Source organism: Micromonospora sp. NPDC002296 (genome assembly GCF_040296145.1).
In the GTDB taxonomy this organism is placed as follows: Bacteria; Actinomycetota; Actinomycetes; order Mycobacteriales; family Micromonosporaceae; genus Micromonospora.
The window spans coordinates 13569-26384 of the sequence record NZ_JBEOWQ010000032.1 but is presented as its reverse complement, the minus strand read 5'-3'; the positions used below and the strand labels follow the sequence as shown (position 1 = coordinate 26384).

Genomic DNA, 12816 nt, shown 5'->3' with positions numbered 1-12816 from the left:
TGTCACGTCACAGCCGCTCGTTCACGCTCCCGGTCAGGCGCGGGTGATGCGGACCGCGTCGGCGATGACGTAGCCGGTGCCGCTGGTCCACCGGCTCACTCCCACCTTGTTGCCCGCGCCCGCGGCCAGCGTGAACACCCCGAGTGACACCCATCGTCCCCCGTTGAGCCGCTGGTTCACCTTCACCGTCTGGCTGCCGCTGGTGGTGGCGACGACGTACGGGGTCGAGTCGTTGTAGCCCGGGTCGGCCGGGTACCAGACCGAGACCTCGTAGCTGCCGGTCGCCGGGAGGTCCGCTGCGAACCAGGCGGCATCACTGGCGGGGGTCGGGGTGGCGAACCGGTAGTCGGTGCCGAACCGCTGGCTGGAATAGGCCGAGGTGCTCCAGTTCGCGCTCGCGGTGAACCGGCCCGTGGTGGTGTTGTCGACCGTGACGGTGAACCCCTGCGGCGGCTCCGTGGTTCCGGTCGAGACGTCGAGATAGTCGCGGTCGATGTAGATCGTCACGCCGCCCCAGGTCTCGCTGGTGTCGCCGGTGTACTGGTGGATGCGCTGGTGGTTGCTGTAGTACGCGTCCGGGCAGTAGTCGCCGGCGTCGGTGTCCGCCACGCCGTTCCACCAGCCGAGGAAGAGGTGGTCGACGCGGGTGTACCGGGTGTCGTTGTAGGCGTTGCACAGATCCCGGACCCCGGAGGAGCCGCTGGAGTACATGCCCGAGAGGTAGCCGAGCGTGTGCAGCCGTTCGGTCCAGCCGGAGAGGTACGAGAGCACGGCCGCCTTGCACGACTCACCCGACGGGTACTGCTCGATGTCGTTGTAGATCGCGCTGCCGGCGGGGATGCCCAGCGCCTTGGCCGCGTTCACCGCGCTGGTCGCCCGGGTCGCGCCCTCGGACCGCGCCGTGGCGGGGTCGTACGACATCTTCGGCAGGCGGGTGCCGCACGGTGCCTGGCGGTCGAGCTCGATGGGGATGAGGTGCCAGCCCTTGGCGGCCTGGTTGGCCACCCAGGTCGCGGTCAGGTTGGCCTGGGTGCAGGATCGGCTCGCGCCGCTGATGTAGATGCCGACAGCACGGTAGGGGGAACTGTTGCGCCACGTGTCCATCGTCGACTGCGACGGGGCGGTGCACGTGTCGAAGCCCTTGCCGGTGTAGGTGCCCGGCTGCGGGCCGGTTGCCAGCGACGGTGCCACCGTGGCGGCCGTGGAGGCCGCGCGGACGGCGTCCAGGGACACCGGCCTGGCACCCGCGCCGAGCTTGGCGGCGGCCAGGATCCGGCGGACCGCCGGCTCGGTCTGCGGCGTGTGGACGGCCGTGACGAGTACGCCCGCGTCGCGCACCGCGACCTGGGCCGCCCCGTCGCGGGACACCAGGGTGTCCACGGTCGCCCGGCCGCCGGCCGTGACGGCGGTGTCCGCCGTGAGGCGCTCGGCGGTGACGGCGTCGATCGGCTCGATGATCAGTCCTGCCGTGCGCCCGACCAGCCCGGTGGGGCACCAGGGCTCGGCGCTCGGATGGCCGAGGTAGACCGTGCGTCGGTCGAACCGGACGCATGCGTGCGGGTCGGTGGACAGGTCGACGACCTGCCAGTCCGCCGGCACCGACACCTGGTAGCCGCGGTAGCTGACGATCTGCTCGTCCGTGGGGACCGCCCAGGTCGGGGTGGCCGCCACCGCCGGAGCGACGATGGCGGCCGTGAGGCCGGCCATGATCCTTCGTATCCTCATCGAGGCCTCTCCCTGGGTGAAATCCTTCGCGAACAACGCCAGACTTGGCAAATTCCTACCATGAGCGGGCCGCTCGCACCAGAGATCGGTGTCGATGGAATATCGGGGTTGTCCTCCCGCCACCCTCCGACCGCGCGGGCGCGGCGCTGCTACGACGGCCGCGTGCGCTTGATCTTGGTTCCGCAAAGACGCATCCAACCGGGAAGCCGAAGCAGCGGCTCGGTCCGGTGGCGCACCGGTGACGGCCACCCGAATCGCCCGGGACGTGAGCACGGTTGCGGCGTCCTGGCTCTGCTGCGGCCGAACCGCCGCCCTACGCGCCCCGGTCGCCGCATATGAAATCGTCGCCGAGGCACCGCCACAACCGGGGAGATCGTCCAACTTGCCACCGGCCACCCACCACCCGGGGGTGCAAAGCCCCGTTCATGATGTGGCTACCCCCGGACCGAGCAGTACGGAAAGCCGCGACGCCCTAGACGAGTAAGTCCTAACGACCCCCGGGGCTGCGGTATAGGCGAAGGGTGTTGAAGATTCGTTTGTGACGACAGACCTCAACACCCTTCTGACCGCACTGTACGTGAAGATCGACGACTGGCTTGGACGGCCGAACCGCCGCGAAGCGCTCCACGCCATGCTCCGCGACAAGATCCCCTACCAACCCCGCCCAACAACACCGATCACCGCTTGACCACACCCATAGGGACACCCCCCGATGGCGAACCGTCTGACGACGTCCCACCCGCGGAGTCCGCAGCTCAGGTGCGGATGTTGGGCAGGTTGACCCCGCAGGTGCGTTCGATGAACTCCCCCGCGCGGCGTCCGCTCGCCTTCACCGCCGTGCCGTTCGGCACGGCCGCCTCCGCAGCGGACGCGTCGTCGTGCTCGTGCGCGGCCGTGCCGGCGTCGTGACCGGCCGCCTCCGGGCTCGATCCGGTCGGGCCGTGGTCGTGCGGGGTGGTGGGCTCGGGTCCCCCCAGTGCACCGGCGAGCCGCTCCAGGTCCGGGGTGAGCTCCCGTGGTGCGGAGCGGATCAGGGCGGCCATCGCCTCGACCCGCTGCTCACTGGTGAGCTCGCTCTGGTTGACCAGAGCGAAGGTCTGCGCCTCGGCGCAGAACTGGCTCCGGCCCGACCAGTCCGAGGGCAGATCCGGCCGAGACAGCCACCACCCGCCCAGCGCGGCGGCGGCCACCGCGACCACCGCCGCACCGGAGAACAGCAGACGACGATCAGACGTTGTCATTGATCGCGGTGATGTCATGGCTGTCGAAGTTCTTGGGCCAGATCTCGCTGCGCATACACGAGTTGTTGTCCGTGTCGGCGCTCTTCGAGCGGTGGCCCAGCGAGCCGGTGTGCCCGAGTTCGTGACAGCCGAGGCTCTGCCAGTAGCCCGTGGACTTGCCGCTCATCGTCCGGGTGTTGAATTTGACGTCGTACTGGTCGCACAGCCCGTTCCACCAGTTGGTGTCGGTGCAGGTCGTCTGCCCGTACCAAGAACTGGAGTACGACTTGTCGTAGACGTGGATGTCCCCACCGCCGGTCGAGGTGTTGATCTGCGAGCGGTCGAGCTGAGCCCGGCCGTGCGAGACCGCCGCCTTGCCGGCGCTCGTCAGCGAGTTCGACTCCACCGCCTGTTCCTTGTTGTCCGGCTTGCCGCTGTTGGCCTTGCCGCCGTGCCCGGCCATGGCCGGTGGCGCCAACGCCACCACGGCGATCAGCGTGGTACCGAGGACGATCGTCGTGCGCTTCATTCCCCACTCTCCTCCGGAGGCTGCGGCAGCTCCGCGGTCGGCATCGACTCGGTCAGCGTGCCGGCGGCGACCTGCCCGCTCGCCGCGACGACCGTGTTGTTCAGGAACGAGGGCGCCATCGTGGTGATCGACGTGGCCAGCTCGTTCTCCGCGTTGCTGGGCCGCAGCGCGCCGTCGACCACCAGCGCGCGCCCGTCGGAGCTGGCCAGCTGGTAGGTGTAGGGGTTGCTGGTGCCGACGGCGCGGCGCAGGAAGAAGTAGCCGGTGTCGCCCACCGCACTCCAGGCCACGTTGTTGGAGATGTAGCCGCGCCCCTCCTCGTCCCAGCCCTCCTCCTCGATGGTGATGGACGGCGGGATGATCAGGTTCTTCGGGTTGTGCAGGACATCGTGCTGGTTGATCGTCACCGTCCGCAGCCGGATGTCACCGCCAACCGCCGCCGGGTCCTCGTCGGCGCTGGCCAGCCGGCCGGGCTCCACCGAGGTGACCGTGCCGAAGACCACCAGGTGTGAGGTGGCGGTCATCTGCTCGACGGTCTGGAAGTCGTACATCTCCTTGCCGAAGGCAAGCGCCTCGGGCTGTGTGTCGTAGCGCACGCCGGGGTCGGCCCGGCCGACACCCACGGCCGCCACGAGCGCGGCCACCGCGACGGCCCCTGCCGCCGTCAGGCCCAGCCGGCGTGGGCCGGGACGCCTGAGTTTCTCCACTCGCCGTTCTCCCTTTTCGAGGTGAGGCGCGGCCGGTGCCGGCCGCGCGTCCCGACCGAACGGCCGAAGGGCCGCCAGATCAGGACGGGATACACGGTCCACACCCGTGGATGCAGGATGCTTGCAACCGGCTTGCAGCTCGTCCACTGCGGACCGTCATACTCGCCGGCGGGGAGGTGGCGGTGGAGTTCCGGGTGTTGGGCACGGTCGAGGTGTGGGCGCACGGCGTCCAGGTCGACCTCGGTGGGCGCCAGCCTCGCCTCGTTCTCGCGACGCTGCTGCTGGAGCCGGACCGGGTGGTGGCGGTGGATCGGCTGATCGACCTGGTCTGGGGTCCGGCGCCGCCGCGCAGCGCCCGGGGCACCGTGCAGGCACTGGTCTCCCGGCTGCGCACCGCGTTGCGGCAGGCGGGGGTGCCGGTGGAACTGATCGGCCGTGCGCCCGGCTACCTGCTCCGGGTCGACCCGCTGGCGGTTGACGCGCACCGGTTCACCGACATGGTCGCGCGGGCGCGGGCGGCCGGCGACGACGCCGTGGCCCTGTTCGACCAGGCGCTGGCGCTGTGGCGGGGGGAGCCGCTCGCCGACGTGGCCGACGAGGAGGTGCGGCACCGGCTCTGCGCCGGCCTGCGCGAGGCCCGCTGGACGGCGGTCGAGGAGCGGGCCGACGTGCTGCTGCGGCGGGGGCGTTCCCGGCAGGTCGCCGACGAGTTGACCGACGCGGTGGCCCGGCAACCCGGACGCCAGCGGCTGGTCGGTCAGCTCATGCTGGCCCTGTACCGGGAGGGCGGCGCCGACCGGGCGCTGGCCACCTACCGGCAGGTACGCGATCGGCTCGCCGACGAACTCGGCCTCGACCCGGCCCCGGCGCTGCGCCGCCTTGAGGAGCGGATCCTGCGCGCCGACCCGACGCTGGGGCCGCCCGCCGACGTCGCCGGACCGGGCGGCGACGACCGCTCCGCGCTCGTCCGCCCCGCCGGGCTGCCGCACAGCAGCACGACCCTCACCGGACGGGACGCCGAGCTGGAACGGCTCGACGCCGGGTTGGCGGAGCCGGCCGGCCGTACCCGGATCTGGGTGATCAGCGGCACCGCCGGGGTGGGCAAGACCGCCCTGGCGCTGCACTGGGCCCACCGGGTCCGCGCGGAGTTCCCGGACGGGCAGCTCCACCTCGACCTGCGTGGCTTCGACGCCGACCGGGAGCCGATGCCGGTGGAGACGGCGCTGACCCACCTGCTGACCGCGCTCGGGGTCGACCCGAGGGCGGTGCCGGACGGGTTGGACGGCCGAACGGCGCTGCTCCGCTCGCTACTGGCCGGTCGGGACATGCTGCTGGTGCTGGACAACGCCCGCCACGCCGACCAGGTGCTGCCGCTCATCCCGTCCCGCGGCACCGTGCTCGTCACCAGCCGGCACCGCCTCGGTGACCTCGTGGTCCGCGCCGACGCCCGGCTGCTCCCGTTGGACGTACTCACCCCGGTGGCGTCGGTACGTCTCCTGGCGACGCTGCTGGGTGCGGCGGCCGTGCGGGCCGACCCGGCGGCGGCAGCGAAGCTGGCTCGGCTCTGCGGCCACCTGCCACTGGCCCTGCGCATCGCCGCGGCCAACGTGCAGTCGGCCGGCAGGACGGACGTCGCCGGCCTGGTCCGCGAGCTGGCCGACGGGGACCGGCTGGCCGGGTTGACCGTCGACGGCGCCGAGGAGGGGGCGGTGACGAAGGCGTTCGCCCTGTCGTACCGGGTGTTGTCCGGGCCGCAGCGGGAACTGTTCCGCCGCCTCGGCCTGGTGCCCGGGGCGAGCATCACCGCCGGCCCGGCCGGCGCGGTCGCCGGCGTGCCGGTGCCCACCGCGACCCGGCGACTGCGGGCCCTGGCGGCGGCGCACCTGCTGGAGCGACACCCCGGCGAGCGCTACCGCTTCCACGACCTGCTGCGCCGGTACGCCGTGGACCGGCTCACCGCGGAGGACGACGAGGCGGCCCGCGGGGTGGCCCGGAGGCGGCTGTTCGACCACTACCTGGACACGGCCGACGCGGCGGGCCGCCGGGTCATTCCGCATTTCGTGCGGCTGCCGCGGCCGGTGGCAGCGGACCCCTTCCCCGACACCGACGCCGCCCTGGCCTGGTTGGATGCCGAGTGGGCGAACCTTACGGCGGCGGTCGAAGAGGCCGCCCGGTGCGGTCCCCGCCGGTACGCCTGGCATCTCACCGACGCGCTGCGCGCCTACTTCCACCAGCAGGGTCGTCGGGAGGAGTGGCTGAACGCGGCGACGGTGGCGCTGGCCGCCGCCCAGACCGACGGTGACGCCCGCGCCCAGGCCGCGATGCACCAGAGCATCGCGCTCGTGCAGGTCAACAGCGGCCGGTACGAGGAGGCCCGCGAGCACCTGCTCGAAGGGCTGCGGTGCAGCGACGCGGACAGCTGGCAGGAGGGCCGGGCCGGGATCCTGAACAACCTCAGCGCGGTGCACCAGCGGCTCGGCGACCCGCACGCGGCGATCGACTGCGCCCGCCTGTCGTTGGCGCTCAACCGCCGGTCGGGCAATGACGGCGGGGAGGCCATGTCCCTGGCCAACCTCGGGTTCTCGCATTGGCAGCTCGGCGCGTTCGCGGAGGCGGACGCCCACTTCCGGGCCGCACTGGAGCGCGGGGAGCGGGCCGGGGCGCACTACAACGTGGCCGTGCTCCTGGTCGACCTGGCCAACGTGCACCGGGACCGGGGCGACCCGGACGGCGCGGATGATCTCTACGCCCGCGCGCTCGCCGCCAATCGGGAGCTCGGCTACCGGTACGGTGAGGCGACCGCCCTGGCCGGCCGTGCGGTGCTCTGGAGCGACACGGATCGCGCCGAGCTGGCCCGTGCCGACGCCGAGCGGGCGGTGACGCTGACCCGGGAGATCGGCGACGCGGGCACCGAGGCGTGGGCTGCCGACGCGCTGGGGCGGGTGCTGCTGGCGCTGGGACACCCGGGCGAGGCGGCCGAGCAGCACCGCCGGTCCCTCGAACTTGCCCGGCGTACCCGATTCTGCTGGTGCGAGGCGACGGCCCTGACCAGCCTCGCCGCCGCCGAGCTGGCCGGGGGCGACCCGGAGGCCGCCGGGCGACACGGGCGGGCGGCGTTGGGTCTGGCCACCCGCTCGGGCTACCGGCCGCTTGAGATTCGGGCGTCCTATCTCCTCGCCCGGCTCGCGGAGCGGTCCGCGGACACGGCCGAGGCAGCGCGGCTGGACGGCCAGGCGACGCGGCTGGCCCTGGAGACCGGGTACGCGCTGCCGGGTCGCCCGGCACCGCAGCCGCAGCGCTAGACGAGTAGGTCCTAACGGCCCCCCGGGGCTGCGGTATAGGCGAAGGGTGTTGAAGATCCGTTTGTGACGACAGACCTCAACACCCTTCTGACCGCACTGTACGTGAAGATCGACGACTGGCTCGGACGGCCACCCAGGACTGGTCGGCCACCGAAGCTGTCGGATGAGCGAGGCAGCAGGCAGGAAGCCCCGAACGGAGGTCTTGGCCGACCGGCGGGCGTCCCTCCCTGGGCGGACCGGAGGCAGATCGCCTCGGACGCCGGGTCGCCTGCTTCAAGCCGCCGCCCACACCAACCGGTGATCTTCCACAGCGACAGGGGATGCCCAGTACACAGTGCTCGTTACGCCCGATCACTCGCCAACACCGACCGAACTGCTCGACCACCGGGCCTGGCTCAGCCCCGCCGCCTACGAAGCCACCACCCGCATCACACCACCAGCCCGGCAAATGGCGTGACAACGAGATATCGACCCTGTCCGTCAAATCGGATCAACCCAGCTGACGTGGGAATCGTCAACGTCTCGGTCCCCACAGGACTACAACTCTTCCGCGTTCAGTTCGCCCACCGGGGCCCGAACGGCATCGCGCCGGTCGACCTTCAGGACCAGTCGACCGGCAGCCGGCAACTGCTGACCCTGGGCCTGCGCGCTGCCGCGATGCTGCGTACCGGGGCCACGATGCTGATTGACGAGATCGACGCCAGCCTGCACCCGATCGCGACCGCCAAGCTCATCGTCCTATTCCGCAGCCCGGCCGCCAACCCGCCGACAGCGGCCCTTGTCGAGCAGGCACGTCACGCATGCGTTGGCGCGCATCCGAGAACCAACCTGGCAGCGTGACCGGGCATACAGCCAGCAGGCGATATTCACCCGATCGGGCGGCGTGACGGTACGGTCGACCGCGACCGGTGACCGGAAGGAGGAAGGCGGAAGGAGGAAGGCGAAAAGGAGCACCAATAGGCGTTCCGGCGCATCTCTCAGAATTGATTCATTTAGCTCGAATAAATTAGGTATACGGCCATTGCCGCAACTATCTCGACTTTCCACAGAAAGCGGTCGTCGACGAGACGTCGAACATGGCCGCGACCTCCCTGCGGGCCGGCGGGTCGACGCCCGGCACGCTGCTCCACCACTGCGATCCGGCGGGGCCAGCCGTGTATCCCATTCACGACATGTCACAGCATTCACGACGCCTCACGTCTCGACAACAGAACGATTCCCTGCAAAACATGGCCACGAATCTAGCCACCCTCATGCTCATAGATTTAGATCAAGCTTTCTGAATTCCCCTCAGGAGGAATGATGGCCGCTCCAGCCGACCCGGCGCATTTAGCGCCCGTCCAACCCGCCGGCCCTGAACGGCCGGCGCCGTCGCCGGCCGTCGGCGAGCCGAGCCACGCAAGCCCGCCCGACCGGCCGCGCTCCAGATTCCGTGGCGACATCGAGGGAATCCGCGCGGTCGCCGTGGTGATGGTGATGCTGTTCCACGCCGGCGTGCCGGCGTTCTCCGGCGGCTTCGCCGGCGTCGACGTCTTCTTCGTCATCTCGGGCTACCTCATCACCACCCAACTGCTGTCCGAACATGACCGGACCGGCGGGGTCGCGCTGATCGACTTCTACGCCCGCCGGGCCAAGAGACTGCTGCCGGCGGTCAACGTGGTGCTGCTGACGGCGGCGGTGTTCGTGTTCCTGATGGTGCCTCGTGGCCGGTGGGGTCAGATCGGCGGCGACATCGCCGCCGCGGTGGCCTACCTGCTGAACTGGCGGCTGGCCGAGCGTTTCACGCACCCCGACCCGACGATGCCGCCGTCCCCCGTCCAGCATTTCTGGTCGCTTGCCGTCGAAGAGCAGTACTACCTGATCTGGCCGTTGCTCATCCTGCTGGCGGTGGCGCTGGCCAAGGTGTCCGGCGCCCGGCTGAAGCCGGTGCTGGCGACGGCGCTGGGCCTGCTGGCCGCCGGCTCGCTGGCCTGGTCGGTAACCACCACCGTCGGCGCGCAGTCCCCGGCGTTCTTCCAGACCACCAGCCGGATCTGGGAGTTGGCCGTCGGCGCCGGCGTCGCCATGTCGGTCGGGGCCTGGTCCCGGCTACCCAAGCCGGTCGCTGTCGTGCTGGGCTGGGCCGGGTTGGCGGCGGTGCTGGTGACGGGCCTGTTCTTCACCCCGATGATGGACTTCCCCGGCTACACCGCCGCCCTGCCGGTACTAGGCACCGCGGCGGTCATCGCGGCCGGCTGCGCCACAACCCGGGGCGGGGTGGAGACTCTGCTCGGGATCGCGCCACTGCGCTGGATCGGCGCGCTGTCGTACTCGCTGTACCTGTGGCACTGGCCGATGCTCGCGATCGCGGCCACGTACTGGGGACCGCTGTCGACGTCCACCGGACTGCTGGTGATCGCACTGTCGATCGCCCCGGCCTGGTTGACCTTCCACTTCGTCGAGAACCGCATCAGGTACTCCCGGCGGGTCTCGCAGTCACCACGGCTCGCCCTGGGCATCGGGGCCGGCTTCTCCGCGTTGGGCGTGCTGGCCGGCGTCGCGCTGGTGCTGGCGAGCTGACCGGGTCAGGCACCGGCCGCGTGAGCGGTCGGTGCCTGACCGACGGCCGCGACGTCAGACCGACTCGGCAAGTGAGGCCGGAAAGTAATACCACCCAGGATGCCTAATCCTTGCCCGGTCGCTCGTTGGTAGGACGAACGCCGCTCGGCAGCCTTCCGAGCGGTCCCGGCCGTGGAGGTTGCCATGACATATCCCTTTGATACAGAGCTGGCACCGTGGGTCCCGATGCTGCCCATCCTCGACCTTCGCGACCCGGCCGCCGCCCGCGAAGTCGGGCGGGCCATCGCGGCCCAGCTTCCCCAGCCCGACCTGACCGGCCTTACCGTGCTGGACCGCACGGTGCCCGGCCCGGCCGGCGCCCCCGCCGTCCCGGTGCGGATCTACACCCCGCAGCCGGCGGCGGCGCCGGCGCCGGCCGTCCTGCACCTGCACGGCGGCGGCTTCGTACTCGGCGACCTGGCGCTCGAACACGCCGACGCCGCCGCGTTCGCCACCGGCATCGGGGCCGTGGTGATCGCCGTCGACTACCGCCTCGCGCCCGAGGAGCCCTTCCCGGCGGCCCTGGAGGACTGCTACGCGGTGCTGTGCTGGCTGGCCGGCAACACCGACGAACTCGGCGTGGACCCCACCCGCCTGGGCCTCTACGGCCGCAGCTCGGGTGGCGGGATCGCCGCCGGCCTCACCCTGCTGACCCGCGACCGCGGCGGCCCCCGGCTGGCCATGCAGTACCTTGACGTCCCGGTGCTCGACGACCAGCTCGACAGTCTGTCCATGCGCGCCTACGTCGACACCCCGATCTGGAATCGCCCCAACGCCGAGCTGGGCTGGGCCTACTACCTCGGGGACGACGTCAAGCCCGGCGACCCGAGCGTGTCGCCGTACGCCGCCCCGGCCCGCGCGGAGGATCTTGCCGGGCTGCCGCCAGCGTTCATATCGAGCTGCCAGTTCGATCCGGTACGCGACGAGGGAATGCACTATGCCCAGCGGCTGGCCCAGGCCGGCGTGCCGACCGAGGCGCACCTGTACCCGGCCACCTTCCACGGCTCCGCGTTGGTGACCGAGGCGGCGGTGTCGCGGCGGATGCAGCAGGACGCGGTGGCCGCCTTCCGCCGGATGCTCTGATGCACCGGAAGACATCCCTGCCGTGGCGCGCGCGGCGGGCCCGACCACCCGGCGATCGGCACGATCTCAGCAGCCGCACGCCTCGGCCGCGTTGGGCGCGGTCAAGTCGTCCGCCGGCCGTCGACGCAGGCCCTCCGGGGTCAGCACCGGGAGACCCTCCCGGACCCAGTACTCGTACCCGCCGATCATCTCCTTGACCGCAAAGCCCAGTTTGGCGAACTCCAGGGCGGCCCGGGTCGCGCCGTTGCACCCCGGGCCCCAGCAGTACGTGACGACCCGGCGTCCGGCGGGGACCAGCGCCGAAGCGTGGCCGGCGATGTCGGCGGTGGGGAGGTGCAACGCGCCCGGCAGGTGTCCCTGATTCCAGGCCCTCTCGTCCCTGCTGTCCACCACCGCCAGGTCGGCCCCGGACTCCAGGTCGGCGTGCACGTCGCTGACGTCGGTCTCGAAGGAGAGCCGGGCGGCGAAATGGGCGATGGCGATCGCGGGCGGGGCGGCCGGCAGGGAAAATACTCTCGACATGCCCAGCAGCATGCCGACCGGCGAGGGACGGACGACAGTGGCGCTGATGCCACGCATCGCTAAGATCCCGCCATGACCGGGCCGCCCGAAACTCGACGGACGGTCTCGGTGCTGGCCTATCCCGGCATGTCGGTCTTCGAAACCGGCATCGTCACCGAGGTGTTCGGGCTGCCCCGGCCCGAGCTCGGCCGGCCCTGGTACGACCTCACCATCTGCGCCGAGCGACCCGGGCCGGTGCCGCTCCTCGGCGGGGCCAGTCTCGACACCCCGTTCGGGCTGGACACGTTCGCCGCCGCCGGAACCGTGATCGTGCCCGGGGTCCCCGATGTCACTGTGGACCCGTCACCGGATCTCGTCGCCGCGCTGCGGCTGGCCCACCGGCGGGGCGCCCGGCTGATGTCCATCTGTTCGGGCGCCTTCGCCCTGGCCGGCACGGGCCTGCTCGACGGCCGTCGGGCGACCACCCACTGGCGGTACGCGGACGAGCTGCGCCGCCGCCACCCGGCCGTGCGGGTCGACGCCGACGTGCTCTACGTCGACCTCGGGGACGTGCTCACCAGCGCGGGCAGCGCCGCAGGGCTCGACCTCTGCGTGCATGTCGTTCGGCAGGACCACGGGAGCACGGTCGCCAACGCCGTCGCCCGCAGGCTGGTCACCGCGCCGCACCGGGACGGCGGGCAGGCCCAGTTCATCGATGCGCCGGTGGGCCCGATTGCCCAGGACGGTGACGGGGTGGCCCGCAGCATGGACTGGGCGCTGGGACATTTGGCGCAGCCGATCACCGTCGAGACGCTGGCCGCCCGGGCTCGGATGTCCTCCCGGTCGTACCTGCGACATTTCGCCCGGGCGACCGGCAGCACCCCGATCCGCTGGCTGATAGTCCAGCGGGTCCGGGCCAGCCTCGCCCCGCTCGAGACCTCGGACTGGCCGGTCGAGCGGATCGCGGGCCTGGTCGGCTTCGACTCACCAGTCACCTTCCGCTACCACTTCGGCCGGATCATGCGTACCTCGCCGGCGGCCTACCGGCGGGCCTTCCGCACGACCCCCACGTGAGGCGGTTTCGAATAGCGCTCGGGAATCCATGCGAGCCGCTACGGCAATGGACAACTGCACCGAACGGCCGTCGACCG

11 protein-coding genes and 1 pseudogene are annotated in these 12816 nt (G+C 71.4%); 7 read left to right on the top strand and 5 right to left on the bottom strand.

All coding sequences use genetic code 11. From position 1 onward, the window contains the following. Positions 1-33 precede the first annotated feature (33 nt). Complete coding sequence (locus ABT023_RS21800) at positions 34-1725, bottom strand: glycoside hydrolase domain-containing protein (protein ID WP_350888219.1); 1692 nt, start codon at positions 1723-1725, stop codon at positions 34-36. A 538-nt stretch (positions 1726-2263) separates the two neighbouring features. On the opposite strand from ABT023_RS21800, the gene ABT023_RS21795 reads away from it, so the two are divergent. Continuing rightward, positions 2264-2413, top strand: coding sequence for a hypothetical protein (locus ABT023_RS21795; protein ID WP_350888218.1), 150 nt, complete (start codon positions 2264-2266; stop codon positions 2411-2413). A gap of 67 nt (positions 2414-2480) precedes the next feature. On the opposite strand, the gene ABT023_RS21790 is transcribed toward ABT023_RS21795, so the two are convergent. The 3 genes from ABT023_RS21790 to ABT023_RS21780 are packed head-to-tail and all read right to left on the bottom strand — an operon-like array spanning position 2481 to position 4181. Continuing rightward, a complete protein-coding gene (locus ABT023_RS21790) occupies positions 2481-2966 on the bottom strand; it encodes a hypothetical protein (protein WP_350888217.1) in 486 nt (161 codons plus the stop codon). Beyond that, positions 2953-3474 carry a hypothetical protein gene (locus ABT023_RS21785; protein ID WP_091630141.1) on the bottom strand — a complete coding sequence of 174 codons (522 nt, stop codon included), beginning with the start codon at positions 3472-3474 and terminating at the stop codon, positions 2953-2955. Before ABT023_RS21785 ends, ABT023_RS21790 begins: the two co-directional genes overlap by 14 nt. Further along, positions 3471-4181, bottom strand: a complete 711-nt coding sequence (locus tag ABT023_RS21780; RefSeq protein WP_350888216.1) for a hypothetical protein — start codon at positions 4179-4181, stop codon at positions 3471-3473. Before ABT023_RS21780 ends, ABT023_RS21785 begins: the two co-directional genes overlap by 4 nt. Before the next feature lie 182 nt (positions 4182-4363). On the opposite strand from ABT023_RS21780, the gene ABT023_RS21775 reads away from it, so the two are divergent. The 5 genes and pseudogenes from ABT023_RS21775 to ABT023_RS21760 all read left to right on the top strand — a co-directional run bounded on the left by ABT023_RS21775 (position 4364) and on the right by ABT023_RS21760 (position 11164). Beyond that, entirely contained in the window at positions 4364-7483 is a 3120-nt protein-coding gene (locus ABT023_RS21775; protein ID WP_350888215.1) for an AfsR/SARP family transcriptional regulator, read from the top strand. A 63-nt stretch (positions 7484-7546) separates the two neighbouring features. Next, positions 7547-7648 (top strand): annotated as a pseudogene (locus tag ABT023_RS29165) (IS982 family transposase); the annotation flags it as partial. A 132-nt stretch (positions 7649-7780) separates the two neighbouring features. Further along, positions 7781-8323, top strand: a complete 543-nt coding sequence (locus ABT023_RS29160) for an AAA family ATPase (RefSeq protein WP_502890736.1) — start codon at positions 7781-7783, stop codon at positions 8321-8323. Positions 8324-8782: 459 nt separating this feature from the next. Beyond that, positions 8783-10042, top strand: a complete 1260-nt coding sequence (locus tag ABT023_RS21765) for an acyltransferase family protein (RefSeq protein ID WP_350888213.1) — start codon at positions 8783-8785, stop codon at positions 10040-10042. Between the two features lie 225 nt (positions 10043-10267). Then, the gene (locus ABT023_RS21760) at positions 10268-11164 is read left to right on the top strand and encodes an alpha/beta hydrolase (protein ID WP_350888212.1); all 897 of its coding nucleotides are present in this window, start codon (positions 10268-10270) and stop codon (positions 11162-11164) included. Between the two features lie 66 nt (positions 11165-11230). On the opposite strand, the gene ABT023_RS21755 is transcribed toward ABT023_RS21760, so the two are convergent. Further along, complete coding sequence (locus tag ABT023_RS21755) at positions 11231-11686, bottom strand: rhodanese-like domain-containing protein (RefSeq protein ID WP_350888250.1); 456 nt, start codon at positions 11684-11686, stop codon at positions 11231-11233. Positions 11687-11758: 72 nt separating this feature from the next. Between ABT023_RS21755 and ABT023_RS21750 the strand changes: the two genes are divergently transcribed. Next, positions 11759-12739, top strand: a complete 981-nt coding sequence (locus ABT023_RS21750; RefSeq protein WP_350888211.1) for a helix-turn-helix domain-containing protein — start codon at positions 11759-11761, stop codon at positions 12737-12739. The last annotated feature ends 77 nt before the right edge of the window (positions 12740-12816 follow it).